Annotated in this window: 21 protein-coding genes; 17 read left to right on the plus strand and 4 right to left on the minus strand. The window is 56.9% G+C overall.

The window, feature by feature from the left end; translation table 11 throughout:
- Positions 1 to 724: 724 nt before the first annotated feature.
- Positions 725 to 2,005, minus strand: a complete 1,281-nt coding sequence (locus B7364_RS01500) for a DUF3422 family protein (protein ID WP_085338174.1) — start codon at positions 2,003 to 2,005, stop codon at positions 725 to 727.
- Positions 2,006 to 2,270: 265 nt separating this feature from the next.
- Between B7364_RS01500 and bchO the strand changes: the two genes are divergently transcribed.
- Positions 2,271 to 3,149, plus strand: a complete 879-nt coding sequence (gene bchO / locus B7364_RS01505) for an alpha/beta fold hydrolase BchO (protein WP_085338175.1) — start codon at positions 2,271 to 2,273, stop codon at positions 3,147 to 3,149.
- A 123-nt stretch (positions 3,150 to 3,272) separates the two neighbouring features.
- Positions 3,273 to 4,823 (plus strand): phytoene desaturase, encoded by a 1,551-nt coding sequence (locus B7364_RS01510; RefSeq protein ID WP_085338176.1) that lies wholly within the window; start codon positions 3,273 to 3,275, stop codon positions 4,821 to 4,823.
- Here the strand turns inward: B7364_RS01510 and crtD are convergent.
- On the minus strand, positions 4,820 to 6,307 hold the full coding sequence (crtD, locus tag B7364_RS01515) for a 1-hydroxycarotenoid 3,4-desaturase CrtD (protein ID WP_085338177.1): 1,488 nt from the start codon (positions 6,305 to 6,307) through the stop codon (positions 4,820 to 4,822). The two genes, B7364_RS01510 and crtD, sit on opposite strands and share 4 nt — an antisense overlap.
- A complete protein-coding gene (locus B7364_RS01520) occupies positions 6,304 to 7,038 on the minus strand; it encodes a hypothetical protein (RefSeq protein WP_085338178.1) in 735 nt (244 codons plus the stop codon). The genes crtD and B7364_RS01520 overlap by 4 nt, the downstream gene beginning before the upstream one ends.
- Positions 7,039 to 7,161: 123 nt before the next feature.
- Here B7364_RS01520 and B7364_RS01525 point away from each other — a divergent pair, with 123 nt between their 5' ends.
- The 4 genes from B7364_RS01525 to B7364_RS01540 all read left to right on the plus strand — a co-directional run bounded on the left by B7364_RS01525 (position 7,162) and on the right by B7364_RS01540 (position 11,060).
- Positions 7,162 to 8,556 (plus strand): cytochrome P450, encoded by a 1,395-nt coding sequence (locus B7364_RS01525; RefSeq protein WP_198533993.1) that lies wholly within the window; start codon positions 7,162 to 7,164, stop codon positions 8,554 to 8,556.
- Positions 8,553 to 9,707 carry an ATP-grasp domain-containing protein gene (locus B7364_RS01530; protein WP_085338179.1) on the plus strand — a complete coding sequence of 385 codons (1,155 nt, stop codon included), beginning with the start codon at positions 8,553 to 8,555 and terminating at the stop codon, positions 9,705 to 9,707. The genes B7364_RS01525 and B7364_RS01530 overlap by 4 nt, the downstream gene beginning before the upstream one ends.
- Before the next feature lie 79 nt (positions 9,708 to 9,786).
- Positions 9,787 to 10,881 (plus strand): phytoene/squalene synthase family protein, encoded by a 1,095-nt coding sequence (locus B7364_RS01535; RefSeq protein ID WP_198533994.1) that lies wholly within the window; start codon positions 9,787 to 9,789, stop codon positions 10,879 to 10,881.
- Entirely contained in the window at positions 10,878 to 11,060 is a 183-nt protein-coding gene (locus B7364_RS01540; RefSeq protein WP_085338180.1) for a hypothetical protein, read from the plus strand. The genes B7364_RS01535 and B7364_RS01540 overlap by 4 nt, the downstream gene beginning before the upstream one ends.
- Here the strand turns inward: B7364_RS01540 and B7364_RS01545 are convergent.
- Entirely contained in the window at positions 11,028 to 11,990 is a 963-nt protein-coding gene (locus tag B7364_RS01545) for a hydratase (RefSeq protein ID WP_198533995.1), read from the minus strand. The two genes, B7364_RS01540 and B7364_RS01545, sit on opposite strands and share 33 nt — an antisense overlap.
- A 98-nt stretch (positions 11,991 to 12,088) precedes the next feature.
- Between B7364_RS01545 and B7364_RS01550 the strand changes: the two genes are divergently transcribed.
- The 11 genes from B7364_RS01550 (at position 12,089) to pufM (ending at position 21,698) form a co-directional block, all read left to right on the plus strand.
- A complete protein-coding gene (locus B7364_RS01550) occupies positions 12,089 to 12,958 on the plus strand; it encodes a polyprenyl synthetase family protein (protein WP_085338181.1) in 870 nt (289 codons plus the stop codon).
- A gap of 6 nt (positions 12,959 to 12,964) precedes the next feature.
- A complete protein-coding gene (locus B7364_RS01555) occupies positions 12,965 to 14,083 on the plus strand; it encodes a methyltransferase (RefSeq protein WP_085338182.1) in 1,119 nt (372 codons plus the stop codon).
- 167 nt (positions 14,084 to 14,250) lie between these two features.
- Entirely contained in the window at positions 14,251 to 15,189 is a 939-nt protein-coding gene (gene bchC, locus B7364_RS01560; RefSeq protein WP_085338221.1) for a chlorophyll synthesis pathway protein BchC, read from the plus strand.
- Complete coding sequence (locus B7364_RS01565; RefSeq protein WP_085338183.1) at positions 15,186 to 16,175, plus strand: chlorophyllide a reductase iron protein subunit X; 990 nt, start codon at positions 15,186 to 15,188, stop codon at positions 16,173 to 16,175. The genes bchC and B7364_RS01565 overlap by 4 nt, the downstream gene beginning before the upstream one ends.
- 6 nt (positions 16,176 to 16,181) lie before the next feature.
- The gene (gene bchY / locus B7364_RS01570; RefSeq protein WP_085338184.1) at positions 16,182 to 17,717 is read left to right on the plus strand and encodes a chlorophyllide a reductase subunit Y; all 1,536 of its coding nucleotides are present in this window, start codon (positions 16,182 to 16,184) and stop codon (positions 17,715 to 17,717) included.
- Positions 17,714 to 19,153, plus strand: coding sequence for a chlorophyllide a reductase subunit Z (gene bchZ, locus B7364_RS01575; protein WP_085338185.1), 1,440 nt, complete (start codon positions 17,714 to 17,716; stop codon positions 19,151 to 19,153). The genes bchY and bchZ overlap by 4 nt, the downstream gene beginning before the upstream one ends.
- A 10-nt stretch (positions 19,154 to 19,163) precedes the next feature.
- Positions 19,164 to 19,343, plus strand: a complete 180-nt coding sequence (locus B7364_RS17790) for a hypothetical protein (protein ID WP_157893414.1) — start codon at positions 19,164 to 19,166, stop codon at positions 19,341 to 19,343.
- The gene (pufB, locus tag B7364_RS01580) at positions 19,343 to 19,570 is read left to right on the plus strand and encodes a light-harvesting antenna LH1, beta subunit (protein WP_085338186.1); all 228 of its coding nucleotides are present in this window, start codon (positions 19,343 to 19,345) and stop codon (positions 19,568 to 19,570) included. Before B7364_RS17790 ends, pufB begins: the two co-directional genes overlap by 1 nt.
- Before the next feature lie 12 nt (positions 19,571 to 19,582).
- Positions 19,583 to 19,768, plus strand: a complete 186-nt coding sequence (pufA, locus tag B7364_RS01585; protein ID WP_085338187.1) for a light-harvesting antenna LH1, alpha subunit — start codon at positions 19,583 to 19,585, stop codon at positions 19,766 to 19,768.
- Positions 19,769 to 19,922: 154 nt separating this feature from the next.
- Positions 19,923 to 20,747 carry a photosynthetic reaction center subunit L gene (gene pufL / locus B7364_RS01590; protein ID WP_085338188.1) on the plus strand — a complete coding sequence of 275 codons (825 nt, stop codon included), beginning with the start codon at positions 19,923 to 19,925 and terminating at the stop codon, positions 20,745 to 20,747.
- An 18-nt stretch (positions 20,748 to 20,765) separates the two neighbouring features.
- Positions 20,766 to 21,698, plus strand: coding sequence for a photosynthetic reaction center subunit M (gene pufM, locus B7364_RS01595; protein WP_085338189.1), 933 nt, complete (start codon positions 20,766 to 20,768; stop codon positions 21,696 to 21,698).
- The last annotated feature ends 150 nt before the right edge of the window (positions 21,699 to 21,848 follow it).

The raw sequence follows: 21,848 nt of genomic DNA on the forward strand, positions 1-21,848 counted from the left end.
CCCTCCTTCAGGTGCACCCCCGGTGGTTTCCCACGCGGGGCTAGAAGTGTTGGTGCTGGTGTGAGGCCCCCCCTTAACGCTGTCATCCCGGACGGCGTGAGCCGATCCGGGATCCTTTTCCCCATGTGTGCATCTGCGTAACGGGGTCCCCGCTCTGCGCTTCGCTTCGGCGGGGACGACAGTGGTTTTGGTTAGGTTTTTTATCTGGACGCGCTGTCATCCCGGACGGCGCTAGCCGATCCGGGATCTCGTGTTGCACGTGCGTAACCGAGTCCCCGCTCTGCGCTTCGCTCCGGCGGGGATGACGGTGGTTTTGGTTAGGTTTTTTGTCTAGCCGCGTTTTGGTGATCCCCTTGGTCCACCAAACCGCTTTGAATATCGTTTTCGGGCGATTTGTCGCGTCAAGTCCAGATTTCCTGCGGAAATCTGCCGCCCTAGGTCCACCTCCTTTTTTGAAAGGAGGTGGACCTAATTTCTTGATTTAAACGCGCAACTTGGTTCCAAAGAACCAAACGCGCGTCCATGGCGCGAAGCGGACTTGACCCGTCAAATCGCCCACGAACAATTGAGTTTGGCCTTTGGGGCAGGCACAGCCTGCACCAAAGCCTTCCAGAAGAAAAGAACGATAAGCGATGCCATCCCGGACGGTGCAGCCGAGTCCCACAACGTCCCCGCTCTCCTCTTCGTTTCGGCGCAAATGACATCGTGGGGGTGGCGTGGCTTCCTATTTCCCGCCTGAAATTGCTTTGCGCAATTGGCGCAGAATGTACCAAACGCCGAACACCACAAAAGGGGCAGAAAGGCCAGTGGCGGCTTTGGCATTGAAGTGGAAAATCGTTTCGGCCAAGCCCTCCATCGCAAAATGGATCAGGCCTAGTGAGTAATAAGAGATGGCAGCAACCGACAGGCCTTCCACTGTCTGTTGGAGGCGTAATTGTTCTTGACTACGGCGGTCCATCGAGGCCAAGAGACCGACATTGATCGCCTCTGAAGCGACTTCAACCCGCGTGTTCAGCATTTGCGTCGTGCGGGCGATCCGCTCAATCACATCCCGTTGACGCTCGGCTACCGCCACGCAAGTTCGCATGGCGGGGGCCAGTCGCCGTTCCATAAAGTCTGAAATGGTGGGGCGACCCTCAATGGCTTGCTCGCGCAATTGGCCGATCCGCTCTTGCACCAGCCCTTCATACGCGCGGGCAGCGGCAAACCGATAGGTGGTTGCCCCGACCAAAGCTTCGGCTTGCCCAGCTAAAGCCGCTAGGCGTGAGAGAAGGTTGCGGTCGGCTTCCACGCCTCCCTCGTCGGCAACTTGCATGGCCGAGGCAGCCGCTTCGGCTTCAAAGCGCGCCAAGGTCGCTGAGGTGGAATTGGCCAGCGGGAAGGCCAAGAGCGCCAAAAGACGATAGGTTTCTATCTCGAACAATTGTTGCAAGACACGGCCAGCCGTTACAGGATTGGGGTCAGACTGAACCATCACAAAGCGGGTAAAGGCATCGGGGCCGGGGCGGAAATCGCTGAATACGTCGATCGTGCCATTGGCAACACGCGCAGCAATCACGTCGCTATCGGCAAAGGGCAGATGCTCGGGCGCCAGTGTCGATAAAACGACATGTGCCGCGCACAAGACTTCCCCTGGCAAGTCTGCCAACCAGTCCTGCGGGATCAAATCAAGTGCTGTGGCTTCAAACATAAAGTCTGGCGTTGCGGGGCTGTCTCGAAACACGGTCCAAGTCGAGATTTCGGTGTGACGCTCCCACCGCAAGCGCCATGTGCCGCCATCCACGACGCACCAACGAGCGTCGGGCCCCGGCTCTGATGTCCCTATTTTGCGGCATAAGGCCGCCATATGGGCACGGTCTGCGCCAACCCCGCCTTCGCCCGACATGGTGGCGATACGTGAGGCCAAATGAGGTACTTGCACCGGCGTAGAAGGCCGCGCATGCGCCTCTGCCAGCAAGAGATCACGCTGGGGATGAAACTTCCATTGTAAACCTTGCCGTCTCATGCTCTTCTTCTCCCAAGATCCGCCTGAACGGGTTGGCTTGCCGCCTGTCACAAGCTTGTCAATGTAAGGCTCTGGTTCGCACGACCTTAGCAGGTTATTGTCACACCGATGGTTAGGGGGTCACACGGGCGATAGTAGTAGAACATTTGACAATCGCTGCGGGGCGAATTTGCGGTGACCGCGCTGTGGACACATTCGAAACATGGCCAAGGCCGATGATCAATCTGTGCTTTGATTCCCTGCAGGATTAATTGGAACCCAGCTGATGTACAGAAAGCCGAAATGGAACCGGGAAGGGATGAATTGGCCGCATCGCCAGTACAGCCGCTTCATCCAAGTCGGTGATCAAAAGTGGCACTTACAGACAATGGGCCAAGGCCCACCGATTCTATTGCTGCATGGAACGGGCTCATCTTGTCATACTTGGGCGGGCCTTGCCCCCGTGCTTGCCGAGCAATTTACCTTGGTCATGCCAGACCTGCCCGGGCATGGCTTTACCCAAACACCCCCTGAATCGGGGCAGTCCTTAATGGGCATGGCAAGGCTTGTTCGCGATTTGCTGACGGCCTTGGATATAGAGCCCACAGCCCTGATCGGCCATTCGGCGGGGGCGGCCATTGCGGCGGAAATGACCCTTTCGGGCTATGTTCGCCCACAAGCGATTATTGCCATCAATGGGGCGTTTCAGCCCTTTAAAGGCTTGGCGGCACTTCTGTTCCCGGTTGCGGCCCATGTCCTGGCGCTCAATCCTCTCACCATTTACGCTGTCGCCAGTGGCGCGAAAGATAGCCGCAGGATCGAAAAACTGATGCGCAGTACCGGCTCTGAAATTCCCGCTGACATGGTGGCCAGATATCGTGATCTCTTCACCGCACCGGGCCATGTTGCTGGTATGTTGGGCATGATGGCGAATTGGAACCTTGCCCCCTTGGTTCGAAAGATGGCAGGGCTTCAGGTGCCAATCTATTTGGTGTCGGGTGCAAAGGATGCTGCGGTGACCCCGGCAAGTGCCCAGACCTTGTGCCAAACCGTCCCCCAAGCCCGCTTCATCCCACTGCCGCAACTGGGCCATTTGGCGCATGAGGAGGATCCAAACGCTGTGGCCGCTGTGGTCTTCTCTGTTCTCGGCCCGTCCGCGACCTAAATCTATCCCGCCTGACGGCAAATGGGTTTAAACTAAGGGCCTGTAACGCCAAACTTGCTGACCTGCTTGTTTAAGGGTTTGCCCGGGCCTTGCGTCCACTCAAATTGCGGGTTTAATTGTCCAATGAATTTTACAACACGACCCTCCGACTTCGCTGCGGCCCGTGCCGACACCCGTCCTCATGCCATTGTCATTGGCGCAGGCTTTGGTGGCCTTGCGGCTGCCATCCGGCTTGGCGCCAAGGGCTATCGGGTCAGCGTCTATGAAAAATTGGATGGCCCGGGTGGGCGCGGCTATGTCTATCGACAAGACGGTTTTACCTTTGATGCCGGTCCCACCATCATCACGGCCCCTTTCATCTTTGAAGAATTGTGGAACATCTGCGGTAAGACCATGTCTGACCATGTGCAGTTGCGCAGCATCGACCCCTTTTACAAGATCCGGTTTGACGATGGCACCATTTTTGAGGCCACCGCGGACTTAAAAGCCATGCGCGCCCAAGTCGCGCGTTTCGAGCCCGGCGATCTTGAGGGCTTTGCTCGCTATATGATCGCCAGTGAGGCGATTTATGATGAGGCCTTCACCAAGCTGGTGGATCAGCCGTTTCATGAGCTTTCGACTTTGTTCAAGTCTGCACCGGACTTGATCCGTTTGGGCGGTTTCCGCACGGTTTATGGCAAAGTGTCGGAGTTTTTCAAAAATGAGAAGTTGCGGGTGGCGTTTAGTTTCCACCCGCTTTTGATTGGCGGCAATCCTTTTGCCACCACTTCTTATTATTGCTTGATTGCCCATCTCGAGCGGACCTTTGGTGTCCATTATGCCTTGGGTGGAACCGGGGCTTTGGTGCGTGGCATGGTCGAATTGATCGAGGGGCAGGGCAATCATCTGGTCTATAATGCTGAGATTGACGAGATCATAACCGAAAACGGCCACGCGGCTGGGGTTCGTTTGGCCAGTGGTGAAACCGTGCAGGCTGACCTTGTCGTTTCCAATGCCGACCTTGGCTGGACCCATACCAAGCTGTTGCGCAACGTGCCACGCAAAGTATGGACGGACGAAAAAATCGCCCGCGCGGATTATTCCATGAGCTTATTTGTTTGGTATTTCGGTACCAATCGAAAGTTTGAGGATTGTTATCAGCATACGATGGTGCTGGGGCCCCGCTATAAGGAGTTGCTGACCGACATCTTTACCAGAAAGACCCTGGCCGAGGACTTCAGCCTCTACTTGCATCGTCCAACCGCCAATGATCCGAGCCTTGCGCCGGAGGGATGCGATACATTTTATGTCCTAGCCCCCGTACCGCATTTGGGTAGCGGCGTCGATTGGGCCAGTATGGCCGAGCCCTACCGGCAGAAGATTGAAAAGCGTCTTGAGGAAACCCTGCTGCCGGGCTTGTCTCAATCTATTATTTCCTCGCACATGTTGACACCGCAAGATTTCAAAGACCGCCTGCTTTCGACCAATGGTGCGGCTTTTGGTATGGAGCCAAAGCTGTTCCAAAGTGCGTGGTTCCGGCCGCACAATATCAGTTCGGATGTGCCGGGGCTTTATTTCGTGGGCGCGGGCACGCATCCCGGCGCGGGGCTGCCCGGTGTGGTCTCGTCGGCAAAAGTCATTGATCGGCTAATCCCGCCCGCAAGTGCTTGGGCTGGAAAGGTCAAAACCGCCTAGGCGTTCAACAGGTCTGCGTGTAGGCGGGCGGCGGCAAGCCGTCCCGACAGAGCGGCCATAGGGATGCCGGGGCCCGGATGGGCAGAACCGCCGGCGAGGTAAAGCCCTTTTACGCCGCTGCGCGCGCCCGGTCTTTGAAAACTGGCCATCGGTCCATGATTGGCACGCCCATAGAGCGCGCCGCCACTGGCTGGAAACAGGGCATTGAAACCATGTGGGGTGGTGATCTGAGCTTGGTCAACAGATAGCGCCAGGCCACAACTGGCCATCATCGCCCACGCGCTTTCTTGCGCCATGCTTTGCGCGTCTGGTCCATACTCCTCCCAGTCGCCAGTGGCGGGGGCGTTCATCAGGATCAACAAGCGTTCGGGCCCATCGGGGGGCAGGCACGCATCGTCACGGTCTTGCGCACAAATATAGATTGTTGGGGTCTGCGGTGGGCGTTGGCTGGTAAAGACATCTTCAAATTCGGCTTTGTAGTCCTTCGAAAACAAGACGGTATGATGGGCGAGCGCCAAGCCACTGGTGGTGGCTCTCGCGCACCAGGTAATGGCCGATTGTGAGCGTTGCGGCAAAGCGACGGGCTTAGCGGCGGGCACGACATCGGGCCCTAGCAGACCGCGACCAAGGGCAGAAATGTCACCATTGAACACAATGGCATCGGCGGACATGGCCACACCGTTCTTCAACATGATACTGCTGACATGTCGATTACGAGTCTCAATGCGTTCAACATCGGCTTGAAAGTGAAAATGCACCCCTTGGCTGATCGCGAGCGCCTTCAGCGCTGCAGCGACTTTCGCCATACCGCCTTTAACCCGCCAAACCCCCTCTTGCTCGACATGGCTGACCAGCATCAAAGTCGCAGGTGCTGCAAAGGGCGAGGAGCCACAATAGGTGGCATAGCGGCCAAATAATTGCTTAAGGCGTGGGTCGCGGAAATAAGCCCCGAGGGCACGCCACATCGTCTGATGCGGGGCGGTCTGCCACATCGCCCCCAATCGGTTGAAGCCAACCCGGGCGACAAGCTCTATCGGGTTTGGTCTTTGGCTGGCGATAAAGGGTCCACGCAACGTCTCGTAAATGGCCGCACTGCGCTTGCAAAAAGCCAGATAGCCCTCGGCATCTTTGGGGCCAGCAAATTCGCGTATCGCCTCGGCGGACTCCTCGCGGTCGGCATAAAGGTCCAGATCACCGCCCTGTGTCCATGCATGGCGGGCCAAGATGGTGGCTGGCAGTAAGGTCAGATGATCCTCAAGGACTAAGCCTGCATCCTCGAACAGACCGTCAAACACCCATTTCATGGTGAAGACGGTCGGGCCGCCGTCAATGAGACTAGTCCCGACCGGCACGTGGCGCATTTTGCCGCCTACATCGGCGGCCCTTTCCACAACGTCGACGTGATAGCCCTGGCGGGCAAGATCGATGGCGGCGGCAAGACCGCCCATACCGGCGCCAATGACGATAATTTTCTTTGCTGTCACGAAGCCGCGCCTGCGGTCTGGCTCACACGATTGCGTAAGCTTAATCGGATCAGGCGGTGGTGGTAGAGGATGATGGCAAGGCCCGTCACCAAAGGGATGGCCCACAAGCCTGGATGCAACGCCATGGACGGCATGAGGCGCACGGCGCCAAACGCCGAAAAGGCCGTATAGACCGAGATGCCAGCCCCCACGATCGCCTTCACATGTTCCATCAAATAGACTTTCGGGCCGGGGGCGGGGTTCAGCATGAAGAAGAGGTTCGTACCGGCTGTGGCAAAGCCGACGATAGACATGCCCACCATCAGATATTGGCCGATGAGTATTCCTTCAATCGCACAGGCAAAAGCGGCGGCGATCAAAATCGGTTGTAGGGCTATGTTCAGGCCTCGGCGATTGGCCGCGTGATTGGCTTTATTCTTGATCGTTTCTAAGCCGTACCACGCCAGATTGATGGTCAAGATCGCCAGGTAGAACATCATGATGCCAAAGATGCCGCGCACAAAGACAGCGTCTTTCAAATGTGGATGGGTGCCTAAGGGATCAATCAGGGTGCAAATGCTGAGCAATAGGGCTACACAGCCCGCACCCAGAATGGACCGTGCAAAAATTTTACCCCACAGCCGGTGAGTTCGGTTACCCTTCTTGCCAAGCACTGGAACCCAAAAGCTAACCAGCCCCACCGCTCCAAATGCGATATGGATGGCAACCAACGTGTGAAACAAGGTAAGCATCACTGTCTATCCAGTCGCGAGCGTCTAACGGGCTGGACATAGTGACGCGTCAAGCGTTAGGCTTCAAGGGGTTGGGCGCGGCTTTTTGCGGAGCGATCAGGATGAGTAGGCTGGGGTAGACGGGTGGCGGCGGACGGTTTTCACGCGCAAGATGCATTCTATAAGCCGCCCCGGCCTGCACCGATGGGGCCATTGGCCAGTCTGGTCCGTGTGATCCGGCAAGGCGATGGTGATCTATTGAGTCTGATGCCTGCCGATGCCTATTTGTTGCCTATGGGGCCACTGGGCTATTCGCGCCGTTCGATCAAGATTGTGAATGATCCGGCTTTGACCAAGCCTATTCTGGCCGATCCCGAAGACATTTTTCCTAAGAATGATCTGATGGTTGGTGCGCTGACGCCCTTGGTTGGCGACAGCATGTTTGTGTCGAGCGGCGCGTTATGGCGGCAGCAACGGCGGATGATCGATCCGGCCTTTTCCCATATTCGTTTGGCGAAGGCCTTTCCGTCTATGGTCGGCGCTTTGGATGATTTTGAGGCCCGTCTGCAGGCAGCGGCAGCTTCTGGTCAGGACATGTCGCTAGACCTCGCCATGGGACAGCTAACCGCCGATATTATCTGCCGCACGGTGTTTTCGGCCTCGCTCGCCAATGACACGGCGCGCGACGTGTTTGAATCCTTCGCCTTTTTTGAGCGCAGTGTGGCCCATGTGGAATTGGTGCGCCTGATCTTTGGCAAACCGTTTGACGAGATACCTCAGCGTGCCGATGTGTTGGAGGCTTGCGCCCGCATTCGCGGTCATATTGGTCGCCTGCTCGACACGCATTTAGAGGCGGGCGCACAATTTGATGATATTGCCGCCGCCGTCATAGCCGCGCGCGACCTTGAAACCGACACGCGCTTTAGCCGCGAAGAACTGATCGACCAATTGGGCGTGTTCTTCTTGGCTGGCCATGAAACCACCGCCAGCGCGCTGACTTGGGCTTTTTTCATTGCCGCGATGCAACCCGCAGTGGCCGATAAAATCCGTGCCGAAGCGATTGATGTGGCAGGCTCTGGCCCAATTGAATTTGAGCATGTGAAGCGGCTCAACTATGCCCGCAATGTCTTTAAAGAGGCTTTGCGCCTCTATCCACCCATTACCTTTATTCCAAGGGTTGCCGCCCGCGCGACCACAATCGGCACGCAGAAAATCAAGCGCGGCACCATGGTGATGATCGCGCCTTGGGCGGTGCATCGCCATCACTTGTTGTGGTCTAACCCCGACGTTTTCGACCCTGACCGCTTCTCGCCAGAACGTGAGCATGAGATTATTTCTGGGTCCTATATTCCTTTTGGTGCGGGCCCGCGTGTGTGTGTCGGTGCAGCTTTTGCGACAACGGAAGCAACCTTGATTCTTGCACGTATCTTGAGAACTTATCGTATTGAGGTGCAAGAGCCCGAACGCGTGCGTCCTGTCGCGCGTCTGACCACGCGTCCGGCACAAGAAATTAGAATGAAGGTTACACGCCGCGCATGAGCCAAACTGTTTTGATCACCATCGGCCGCTTGCCCAAAGCATTGGACTTTGCCCGATCCTTTAAGGCGGCGGGTTGGCGCGTTTTGGTAGCCGAGCCGTTTAAGTCGCATTTGACCGGTGCATCCAAGTGCGTTGATCGGTCCTTTCAAGTGCCTCCGCCCTCTAAGGGCAAAGAGGCCTATCTGGTCGAGCTCTTGCGTCTGATTGAGGACGAAGCAATTGATCTCGTCCTGCCCTTGTCGGAAGAAACCATGCATGTGGCGCATCTGGCGGGCCGATTGCCCAGCCGAACGCGCCTTTATGCACCCCCGGTCGACCATCTTCTGGCGCTGCATGATAAAGCGCGCTTTCCATCCCGTGCCCAAGCGCATGGGCTGCCGGTGCCGGCAACGGCCTTAATCGAAACCCCCGAGGCCCAAACCATTGCCAGCCGCCACGACTTTGTTGTGAAGCCCATTTTCTCATGCTCTGGCCGCGCGGTCAGTCTTCACCCGGCAGGCACGTCATTGATCGGCATTGCAGCGACCTTGACCGAGCCCGCGGTGGTGCAAGTCCAAGTTAAGGGCAAACAATATAGCACCTTTGCCATCGCCCATGCCGGCAAGGTTCTCGTCAATGTCATCTATCAAGGGGCGGTGATGACCGGCAGCGTCGCCGTTGCCTTTGAGCGCGTAGAGCTTCCCGCTATCCAGGGCTGGGTAGAGAGCTTCGTTCGCCACGAAAACCATAGTGGCTTTATCTCGTTTGATTTTTTTGTCGATGAAGCTGGTAAAGCTTGGGCGATTGAATGCAATCCGCGTGTTACAAGTGGCGTGCACTTCATCGAGACAGAGGATTTAGCCCCCGCTGTTCTGACTCCAGCCACCACGCCAATTCGCTTCAAACAAGCCAAGCTGATGCAGCAATTCTACCCGACCCTGACGGAAGTGCAGGCCGCGATGTTTAGAGGGCCGCATTATTGGGAGCGGCTGAAAGTGCTGCGTACGGCCAAGGATGTTACCTGGGATGCCCGCGATCCCATGCCCTTTATCACCATGCCGATCACCGCTTTTTCGATCATCGCCATGTCGATCCGCCAGCAACAAACCTTTGGCCAAGTCTCTACCCAAGACATTTCTTGGTTCGAGGGTGAGCGGTTGGAGGCTGCCTGATGCGCGCTTGCCTAGTTTTTCAGTCCATGATTAGCTGCCGCGTGCAGGTCTTGGACCTAAACCAACAGATTGGATGGGCATGCTGAGTTTCGCAGCCGAGAGTTTGGATATGGCCGGGCCAGCGCCACGTGCGCTGCCCTATGCCACCCCATCTGACCGCGCCGCCTGTCGGGATCTGATCAAAACGGGCTCGCACTCTTTTTATTCGGCTTCCCTGTTGCTGCCAGAAGCGCTGCGCGAGGCCGCTTATGCCCTCTATGGCTTTTGTCGTTTGTCCGATGATGCGGTTGACGTGGAAAACGGCCAAGGGGATGCCATTGCCCGGCTGCGGACGCGGTTGGATGGTGTTTATTCAGGTCGCCCCCAAACCGAAGCGGCTGATCGTTGTTTGGCCGATGTTGTGCGCGCCTATGGTATTCCGCGCGCGGTGTTTGACGCGTTGCTCGAGGGCTTTGAATGGGATGTGGCAGAGCGCACCTATGAGACTTTGGCCGATGTCGAAGAATATGCCGAGCGGGTTGCAGGTTCAGTCGGGGCTATGATGGCCGCCCTGATGGGGGTGCGCGGTGCTGCCATGGTCGAACGCGCTTGTGATCTTGGCGTGGCTATGCAGCTGACCAATATCGCCCGCGATATCGGCGAAGATGCCCGGCAAGCTAGGCTCTATATCCCGCGCAGCTGGTTGCGAGAGGTCGGGCTCAATCCCGAAGCTTGGCTGGCGCAGCCTCATTTTTCGCCGGCCATTGCTGCGTTGACGGAGCGCTTACTGGCGCGCGCAGATGAGCTTTATCGTCGGGCAGATCAAGCTATTGCCCGCTTGCCGGCGACAGTTCGGCCCGCCATTTTTGCGGCGCGCTTGCTCTATGCCGAAATTGGCAAAGTCATCCGGGCGCAAGGCTATGACTCCGTCTCAAAGCGCGCCAGCACCACAGCCGCCCGCAAGGCGTGGCTGGTCGGTGCTGCCATGCAACGGGCAGCACGTCCGGCCCCGAAGGGTGAATTATCCACTACTCGTGGGGTCGGAAGACCCTTGGTGGCCGCGATTGTTCATTCGCCACCGGGTTTTGGTCCCGCAAATCAGCGCGGGCAGAGCATTAAAGACGATCTCAATTGGGTCATTGATCTGTTCTCTGACCTCGAACTGCGTGATCGCACCGGGAGCCGAAGTCGATGAACCCCAATCTGATGTTCTTCCTCGAGTTCTTATTGTTCAGTGGCGTATTTTTGGTGTTTGCAATCTGGCAAGTCATCTCGCTTTCGCCCAAGCGGATTGCCGCCGAAGAGGCCAAGAAGCAGGCTGAAGCCGAGAAGGCGGCGGCTTTAAAAGGTTCGGCGGGGCATCCGGAAGGGTAACATCGCCCGCACAATTGGCATTTTCAACCGATCCAGATCCAAGGTCTCGTGCATCATCAGAACTTTCTCGCCCTCAAGCCGGCTGTCGAGGGCGGATCGCGCATAGAAAGGGGTATCCTCGAGGGTTTTAATCACGCGTGCCGGCTCTGGCCCGTCTGACCAGGCTTCACGATCTATCCCCCAAAATGTTCGGCGCAAACGTCGTTGTGCGGTCGGTTCGGTTTCTGAAATGCTGCCATCATGCGTCACCTTCAAACATGTGCCCTTGCGGGGCCCTGCTCGATTGGTGACATCATAGAATAGCCGTAAGTCCTCGCCGCGATGGGCCCGTCCCCAGTGCCAATCGACAAAGGCTCTCTCGAGGGGTTCCTGCCCAGAATTGGTGTCAAAATAACCATCGCCGGACCAAGACAGGTTTGGGCTATCGAATTTCAGTTCGACCCGAGCCCGTGGCGCCAAGGGGCGCCACTGATGGCGACCGTTGAGGTCGAGATCAAAACAGGCTTCAGTCTCTACTTCTGGGATCAGCCGAATCCGGCCCTTCAAGCGGGAGGGAATGGGCACGCAAACTTCAAAGATATCCGCCACCAATTCACCACCCGTATAATGCAAGGAACTTGGGCCGACGGAGAAATGGTGGGCACGCCGATCTAATTGATCTGCCCGCCGTTCGGTCATCGCCCATCGGCCGCCTGCACCATCCAAACGGTACAGGGCCACATTGATCGCGCAATGGTCAAAAGGGTTTTTCCACTTCGACCAAGCATAATAGGGGGAAAACACACTTCCGATGAAAGCAATAAGCGTCACGCCATACTTGCCATCATCGCTGACCGCATCCAGATACCACCAAATATAGCTGCCATCCCCGCCCACCGGCGCGGTAAAATTGGGGCCCTTTAGGCTTTGATTGGGAGAAAGCTGCACCATTGAGACGTCAGTTCCATGTAAAACCGTCAAAAAGTCAATTGACCTAGACGCTAACCTGTGTCCAAATCCTATGACAGATTGAGGTTGGAGAGCGAGATATGTCGCATACAGCACGGATTGAGCGGGCATTGGAAGCCGCCGTGGCCATGGCGCAGGCGGATGATGCAGCGCCCGGATTGGCTGCCGCTCTGCGCTATGCGGTTTTTCCGGGCGGCGCGCGTGTCCGCCCGCAGCTTTGCTTAGCCGTCTCTGCTGCCTGTGGTGGGGCCAATCCGGAACTGGCTGATGCGGCGGCTGCTTCGATTGAACTCTTGCATTGCGCCTCCTTGGTTCATGACGATTTGCCTTGTTTCGATGATGCCGATTTGCGGCGGGGTAAGCCAACGGTGCATGCAAAGTTTGGCGTGCCCTTGGCCCTTTTGACAGGCGATGCCCTGATCGTCATGGCGTTTGATGTCTTGGCGCGTGCCGGCGCGCAGGACCCTGCAAGGCTACCTGGCTTGATTTCCTGCATCGCACGCGGCGTTGGTGCGCCCTATGGAATTGTGGCCGGACAAGCTTGGGAGTGTGAGGCGTCCGCACCGGTTGACGCCTATCATCAGGCCAAAACGGGTGCGCTCTTTGTTGCCGCAACGACCGCAGGCGCTTTGGCCGCGGGTGCAGACCCCACGCCGTGGCGGGCTCTGGGCGAAGGATTGGGTGCAGCTTATCAAGTTGCGGATGATCTCTTAGATGCTTTGGGAGATTGCGAAGAGTCGGGCAAAACCAGTGGTCGTGACCATGCTCTTCAACGGCCAAGTGCGGTGACCGCTTTGGGTGTGCAAGGCGCAGTGGCCTTGCTGGAATCGCATTTGGATCGGGCGGCCCACTCCATTCCAGATTGTGCCGGGGCGAAAGCCTTGCGCGAAACGGTGCGGGTTCAGGCGACACGATTGGTGCCAAAGCAACTTGCCCGCAGTGCCGCCTAGATTTCCATGATCCCGCGTTCTTGGCTTGATGCTTGGACGGCTTGGCGCAATCGCTTGGTTTCCAGTCCAAGCTTCCAGCGTTGGGCTGCCGGCTTTTTCCTGACCCGACCGATTGCCCACACAAGCGCGGATCGATTGTTTGGTCTCGTGGCAGGGTTTGTCTATTCTCAAGTTTTATTGGCATGTGTGCAATTGCGCTTGCCGGAACTCTTGTCGGATGGTCCCAAAACCACACAAGCCTTGGCCGAGGCGATGGACTTGCCGCTTGTGTCTGCCGCGCGGCTTCTGACCGCTGCTCAATCGCTTGATTTGGTGGAATTGGCTGGGGCGGATCGGTATGCCTTGGGCATGCAGGGGGCCGCCCTTCTTGGCAATGCAGGGCTGGGCGACATGATCCGCCATCATGCCTTGTTTTATGCCGACCTTGCCGATCCCGTGGCGCTCTTGAAGCAGGGCGGTGGTCAAGGACAGCTGGCATCCTTCTGGCCTTATGCGGCCTATGATCGGCCCGATCAAACAGAAGCGGCAGCTATTTCCCCTTATTCGGCCCTGATGGGGGCCACCCAACCGATGATTGCCAGCGATATTTTGGATGCCTATCCACTTACAGGACATCAGGTCTTGATGGATGTCGGAGGAGGCGAGGGGGCCTTTGCTGCGGCTGCAGCTCGCCACGCGCCCCACCTGAACGTGCGCGTGTTTGACTTGCCCGCCGTGGCCGACCGGGCGCGTGCTGCATTTGAAGCCAGTCAGCTTACCCATCGGGCTCAAGCGCTTGGCGGCAATTTTCTTGATGGCGTTTTGCCCAAGGGGGCAGACATCATCTCTTTGGTGCGAATCCTGCACGACCATGATGAGCCAACCGTCATGAAACTCTTGCGTGCGGCCCATACTGCCTTGCCTGCCAACGGCGTCTTGATGATTGCCGAGCCTATGTCAGGCTTTCCCGCGCGGGATCCAATGGCCGAGGCCTATTTCGGCTTTTATTTGATGGCCATGGGACGCGGCAAAGCCCGTACTCCTGCCGAGATTAGCGCGATGGCACGTGCGGCTGGCTTTAGCCGCATCGTGAACAAACCAACCAGAACCCCCATGCTGGTCCGTGTTTTAATTGCCTATCCCTAAGTCGATCCGGCCAAAAGCCCCGATAAATCGGCCATTTTGCCAAAAAACTTTCCCTCAGTGATCGTTACGATTCTGCGTCAGTTTGAATTGACATATCTAATCGTCCAATTAGAGTGACACCTTGGAAGAGTGGGTGTGGCTGCTGCATTCACGAAGGAAGTATGGGCATGGAAACTTTGGCCGTTGTTCTGGAGGCACCCGAGAAACTCTCGCTGAAAACGCTTGAGCTTAAGGATGCTGGCCGCGACGACGTCATTGTGGATGTTCACTTTAGCGGCATTAGCACGGGTACCGAACGTCTGTTGTGGAGCGGGCGGATGCCGCCATTTCCGGGCATGGGGTATCCGCTCGTTCCGGGTTATGAATCTGTTGGCCGCGTGTTGGACGCTGGTGATGATGCGAAAGACCGCATTGGTCAGACGGTCTTCATTCCCGGTTCGACGGGCTTCATCGGTGCCCGCGGTTTGTTTGGCGGCGCGGCTCAGCGTCTGGTTGCACCCAGTACGCGAGTCATTCCGATTGAGGAGAATTTGGCCAGCCGCGGTGTGCTGATCGCCTTAGCGGCAACAGCCCGCCATGCGATTGCCGACGGTGCGCTTCCCCCCGAATTGATCATTGGACACGGCGTCTTGGGCCGTCTTTTGGCCCGTATCGTGGTGGCAGAGGGATATCCTGCCCCCGTGGTTTGGGAGACCAACCCCCACCGGCATGCTGGGGCTATCGGTTATGGCGTTTGTGATCCGTCTGATGATGATCGTCGTGATTATCGCGTCATCCTAGACGCCAGCGGTGCTGGCACTCTGATTGATAGCTGGATCGGGCGCTTGGCCCGTGGGGGCGAGATTGTTTTGGCTGGCTTCTACGACCAGCCCATCAGCTTTGCCTTCCCCCCAGCCTTTATGCGCGAAGCACGTATCCGCATCGCCGCTGAATGGACCCCGGCCGATCTGGCCGCGACGTTAGAGCTCGTCGCTGATGGCCGTCTTTCCTTGGACGATCTCATCACCCACGAAGTCGAAGCCCAAGGTGCCGCCGGTGCCTACAGGACAGCATTTACCGATGCTGCCTGCCTAAAAATGATCCTGGACTGGAGAGGCTGCGCATGACCGTAACGCTATTGGATAGACGTGCACTGGTAGAAGAAGCTTCGCAGGAGCCTGATCCTGTTCACACGGGTGAAGTCACCAAAGAGACGCAGGTCATTGCCATTTATGGCAAGGGCGGCAGCGGCAAAAGCTTCGCTCTCTCCAACCTTAGCTATATGATGGCGCAACAGGGCAAGCGCGTCCTTTTGATTGGCTGCGACCCAAAATCTGACACCACTTCACTGCTCTTTGGTGGTAAATCCTGCCCGACCATTATTGAGACCTCGGCCAAGAAGAAGCTCGCTGGTGAAGAAGTTCGTATCGAGGATGTATGTTTTGTTCGCGATGGCGTCTTCGCCATGGAGTTGGGCGGGCCTGAGGTTGGGCGCGGCTGTGGCGGTCGCGGCATTATTCACGGGTTTGAGCTTCTAGAAAAACTTGGCTTCCATGATTGGGGCTTTGATTATGTTCTCCTCGACTTCCTGGGAGATGTGGTCTGCGGTGGCTTTGGTCTCCCGATAGCCCGCGACATGTGCCAAAAGGTGATTGTTGTTGGCTCCAACGATCTACAATCTCTCTATGTGGCCAACAATGTCTGTTCGGCTGTGGAATATTTCCGCAAATTAGGCGGCAATGTCGGTGTGGCCGGCATGCTGATCAATAAGGATGACGGCACCGGCGAAGCCCAAGCCTTTGCAAAGGCCGTTGGGATTCCTGTCTTGTCAGCTATTCCAGCGGATGAAGATATTCGTCGGAAGTCGGCCAATTATCAGATCATTGGCACACCAGGTGACACCTGGGGCCCCTTGTTTGAAGAGCTTGCCTCCAACGTAGCTTCGGCCCCACCCGTTCGTCCAACACCCCTAAGCCAAGATGGCCTCCTCGGCCTGTTTGCACCTGACCAGACGGGTGGCGACTTCGTTCTGCGCCCGGCGACCCAAGCCGACATGCGCGGCGGCGTGTTTGCTGAAAAGCCAACGCTGGAGGTGGTCTATGACACGGTGTAACCAGCGATGACCGACTATCAAGCTCCCTTCCGACCGCTGCTGGATGATGGACCTGCTTCCCAAGATCAAGCAGGGCGAGGATGCCATGCGGGTGCAGAAACCATGGCTGCGGCTGCCAAGGCAGCAGGAAAGTCTGATATTCTCGACCTCTACGCAGTCGATTATCCAAAAGGTCCACACGACCAACCCCAAAGCATGTGCCCCGCATTCGGCTCTCTGCGCGTGGGCTTGCGGATGCGGCGCACGGCAACCGTTTTGTCTGGCTCGGCATGCTGCGTCTATGGTCTGACTTTCACGTCCCATTTCTATGGTGCGCGCCGTAGTGTCGGCTATGTGCCATTCAGTTCTGAGACCTTGGTCACCGGCAAGCTATTTGAAGATATCCGCGATGCGGTATTCGAGCTCGCGGACCCCCTCCATTACGACACAATTGTCGTGACAAATTTGTGTGTGCCAACTGCGTCGGGCGTGCCGCTTCAGCTTTTGCCAAAAGAGATTAATGGCGTGCGCATCATCGGGATTGATGTGCCAGGTTTTGGCATCCCAACCCATGCGGAGGCAAAAGACGTCTTGGCAGGCGCGATGTTGCGCTACGCCAGAACCGAGGCAGAAGCTGGCCCCGTTCAAGCTCCGCAGAACCTGTCCAAGGATCGGCCTACCATCACGCTTCTGGGCGAGATGTTCCCCGCCGATCCTGTCGGCATCGGCATGATGCTCGAGCCTTTGGGCTTAGCTGCTGGGCCCGTTGTGCCGACGCGAGAGTGGCGAGAACTTTACGCGGCACTTGATTGCGCGGCTGTTGCCGCTATCCACCCCTTCTATACCGCGAGCATCCGCGAGTTTCAGACGGCTGGTCGTAAAGTCGTCGGGTCCGCGCCGGTGGGTCGGGACGGTACGGCCGCATGGCTCGACGCGATTGGGGACGCTTGCGGTATTGCCCAAGCAAAAGTCGACTTTGCGAAAAATCGCTTCTTGCCCGCCATCAAGGCTGCCTTGCTAACCGCACCTATCAAAGGCCGCCTAACTGTATCGGGCTATGAAGGGTCGGAGCTTTTGGTTGCGCGCTTACTGATCGAAAGCGGGGCGGAAGTGGCCTATGTCGGCACGGCTTGTCCGCGCACACCTTGGTCGGAGCCCGATCGGGAATGGCTCGAGAGCAAAGGTGTTCTGGTTCAATATCGGGCATCCTTAGAGCAAGACATTGCCGCCGTTGACGCGATCAGGCCAGACCTTGCCATCGGGACTACACCTGTGGTGCAGCATGCCAAGCAATTGTCTATTCCCGCGCTGTATTTCACCAATCTGATTTCAGCTCGGCCCTTGATGGGCCCCGCCGGTGCGGGATCGCTTGCGACTGTCATCAACGCCGCATTAGCCAATCGCGCGCGGTTTGAGAAAATGACCGCATTCTTTGAAGGTGTTGGTGCCCACGACACAGCGGGGGTCTGGGAGGACACACCGGTCGATCGGCCAGAATTCAAAGCCAAATATGCCAAAGCCTTAGCCGCTTCACGTGCAGCAGAGGAGGCCGTGGGAACATGACCTTAGTGCTCGATCACGACCGCGCTGGTGGTTATTGGGGGGCTGTCTATGCCTTCACCGCAATCAAGGGCTTACAAGTCATTATTGATGGACCGGTCGGGTGTGAAAACCTGCCTGTAACGTCGGTCCTGCATTATACTGACGCCCTTCCTCCCCACGAATTGCCTATCGTTGTGACCGGGCTTGGCGAAGAGGAATTAGGCCAAACGGGTACTGAAGCCGCGATGAAGCGGGCTTGGAAAGCACTCGACCCGCATTTGCCCGCCGTTGTGGTGACGGGCTCTATCGCCGAAATGATTGGCGGCGGGGTGACGCCAGAAGGAACCAATATCCAACGCTTCCTGCCGCGCACCATCGATGAAGATCAATGGCAAAGTGCAGACCGGGCGCTGACTTGGCTCTGGACGAATTTTGGCACCAAGAAAGTACCAAAACTTAAGCCCCGCAAAGAAGGGGCAAAGCCGAAGGTCAATATCATTGGCCCCGCTTATGGCATGTTCAATCTGCCATCTGACTTGGCAGAAATCCGCCGCCTGATCGAAGGTATTGGTGCTGAGGTCGGCATGGTCTTTCCGCTCGGATCGCACCTAGCAGACGTGAAGCGATTGGCTGAGGCCGAAGTCAACATTTGCATGTATCGCGAATTTGGCCGCAATCTTTGCGAAGTCTTGGAGCGGCCTTACCTGCAGGCCCCCATCGGCCTTGAATCCACCACGTTATTCTTGCGCAAACTGGGTGAACTGACCGGCCTGGATCCAGAGCCTTTCATTGCCAAGGAAAAGCATACCACCATCAAACCGATCTGGGACTTGTGGCGCTCGGTCACGCAAGATTTCTTTGGCACAGCCAGCTTTGCCATCGTGGCCAATGAGACCTATGCTCGCGGCGTCCGTAATTTTCTTGAAACAGATATGGGCCTGCCCTGCACCTTCTCTTTCGGCCGTCGAGCAGGTGTGAAACCCGATAATCAAGCAGTTTTAGAGGCCCTCAAGACCAGTCCGCCGCTGATCCTTTTCGGCAGTGTGAATGAGCGGATGTATATGGCGGAGCTTGGCTCTCGCGCCTGCTTCATTCCAGCCAGTTTCCCCGGGGCGATCATCCGGCGGCATCTTGGGACGCCGTTCATGGGCTATTCCGGCGCCACCTATCTGATCCAAGAAGTCTGCAACGCCTTATTTGATGCCTTGTTCCATATTCTGCCGTTGGCTGGGCAAATGGATAAGGTCGAGGCCACACCGGCGCGTCGGCATGTCGAATTGGCTTGGGATGATGATGCCAAAGCGGCACTTGATGCCATTGTCGACAAACAACCTGTTCTGGTTCGCATTTCTGCCGCAAAGCGCCTGCGCGATAGTGCCGAACGTGCTGCGCGCCTAGCTGGCGAAACCACCGTAATTCTGGAGCGCGTGAAGCGCACCCAGCAAGAAATGGCGTGAGGGAGCGATCATGATGTCCTTCGTCCCCACGATCCACCCCATCTCCTCCCGGGCTGCTGCCCGCGGATCGACCCCTTTGGCGCAAATGATGTGCGCCTTCCCAGCCGCCGCGACGGGCTCCGCCGCGACCGGTCCAGCTGTGGGGATTACCACAGCAATAGCCGTCCCAATCAAAATGGAGGGTAATTAATGGCTAGAGACCCAAGTACAGACACATTGACCGGTCTGACAGCACAAGAGGCGAAGGAATTCCATCGCCTGTTTATGCTGGGCTTCATCGGTTTCACTGTGATCGCGATCGTCGCACACTTCCTAGTTTGGTCGTGGCGTCCATGGTTCCCTGGGGTTGGCGGTTACGCCGAACTCCAAGGCGCGGTGGAGCATGCAGCCCAACTGGCACAGACCTTTTTCGGTTAAGGGAGATAACTCATGTATCGGATTTGGCTTCTGTTTGATCCCCGCCGTGTCCTGGTGGCCCTCACGGTCTTCCTGTTCACGCTGGCGATCTTCATCCACTTCATCTTGCTCAGCACTGACCGGTTCAACTGGATCGAAGGCCCAAAAGCCCCAGCTCCAGCCGCAGCTCTGCAACATGATGGCTCAGCAAATACCTGAGCATAACCAACAGCGCGTGTCTGAAAATCCTTTCGGACACGTCCGTGGTGGCAGACGTGCAAGGCCCCCCTGCTTTGTTCGTCTGCCCCGCATTTCATTCATCTCACGAATTCTTTGAAGCAGGCGCTTCTCAGAGCCAAGGAGGACGCGGATCATGGCCTTGCTGAGTTTTGAACGCAAATACCGTGTTCGGGGTGGGACGCTGATTGGCGGCGACCTCTTCGACTTTTGGGTGGGGCCCTTTTACGTGGGCTTCTTTGGAGTAACCGCAATCTTTTTCGCTGTGCTGGGCACGGCATTGATTGCCTATGGCGCGTCCTTGGGGCCGACATGGAACCCGTGGCTGATTGACATCCAGCCGCCGGCTGAATCGTATGGCCTTAGCTTGGCCCCCTTGAAAGAAGGTGGGATCTGGCAAGTCGTGACCATGTGCGCCATCGGCGCATTCTCATCCTGGGCGCTGCGTGAGGTCGAGATTTCGCGCAAGCTTGGCATTGGCCTGCACGTGCCCTTTGCCTTTGGGATGGCGATCTTTGCTTATGTGACCTTGGTCGTCATTCGCCCAGTTTTGATGGGTGCTTGGTACCATGGTTTCCCTTATGGGATTTTCACGCATTTGGATTGGGTGTCCAACACCGGCTACAAATACATCAACTTCCACTATAATCCGGCGCACATGGTGGCTGTCAGCTTCTTCTTTGTGAACACCTTCGCATTGGCGTTGCACGGCTCTCTCATCCTGTCTGCGACCAATCCCGGCAAGGGCGAGGTGGTTAAAACCCCGGAACATGAAGACACATTCTTCCGCGACGTCCTTGGCTATTCCATCGGTACACTTGGGATCCACCGCTTAGGCCTTTTCTTGGCGCTATCGGCTGGCTTCTGGAGTGCGGTGTGTATCGTCATCAGTGGTCCAGTCTGGTCGCTCGGTTGGCCCGAGTGGTGGGACATGTGGCTTAAACTCCCAATCTGGGGCTAATAGGCAGGAGCACGCACAATGGCTGGCTATCAAAACATCTTTACTCAAGTCCAAGTACGCGGCCCCGTCGAGCTCGGGGTTCCGCTACCGAAAGGCAGCTTGGAACGCGATGGGGAAGGCTTTATTGGCATTTCTCGTCTCTTGGGCATCATTGGTAATGCGCAAATTGGGCCAATCTATCTGGGTTGGACCGGCATTGCTTCACTCTTCTTTGGCTTCCTCGCCTTTGAAATCATTGGTCTCAATATGTTTGCTTCGGTGAACTGGGATCCGATTGAGTTCATCCGGCGCCTGCCTTGGTTGACCCTTAATCCACCCCCACCCGAGCAAGGCTTCAACCTGTTTCCGCCACTGGACCAGGGCGGCTGGTGGGTCATGGCCGGGTTCTTCTTGACCACGTCCCTGATCCTCTGGTGGGTCCGTACCTACAACCGGGCGAAGGCACTGGGCTTGGGCACACATGTTGCTTGGGCTTTTGCTTCAGCAATCTGGCTCTTCCTCGTTCTGGGTTTCATTCGCCCAGCCTTGATGGGTAGCTGGAGTGAAGCGGTGCCATTTGGGATCTTTACCCATTTGGATTGGACTGGTGCCTTCTCCATCACGTATGGCAATTTGTTCTACAATCCGTTCCATTGCCTCTCGATCGTCTTCCTCTATGGGTCGGCTCTCTTATTCGCGATGCATGGTGCAACCATTCTTGCGGTCAGCCGATATGGCGGTGAGCGTGAGATCGAACAGATCACAGATCGGGGCACGGCCTCAGAGCGGGCCGCCTTGTTCTGGCGTTGGACCATGGGCTTCAATGCTTCGATGGAATCGATCCACCGTTGGGCCTGGTGGTTTGCCGTTCTGACAACACTTACCGGTGGCATTGGCATCTTGTTGACCGGAACTGTCGTCAGCGACTGGTATGGTTGGGCTGAAGTCCATAATTACGCTCCACCGCGTTAAGCTGACGCGTATCCTTGGGGCCAATGCACGTGCATTGGCCCCAATTATCTTTGTTTTCGAGAATATCCGACGACTTAGCCCCAGCCTCGCAACGCAGGCTCCGCTGGTTGCCCTCGCAACATCCAAATTGCCCCTCTTGCCTTAGAAGGA

Origin of the sequence: Aquidulcibacter paucihalophilus (genome assembly GCF_002105465.1) — a bacterium.
GTDB lineage: Bacteria > Pseudomonadota > Alphaproteobacteria > Caulobacterales > Aquidulcibacteraceae > Aquidulcibacter > Aquidulcibacter paucihalophilus.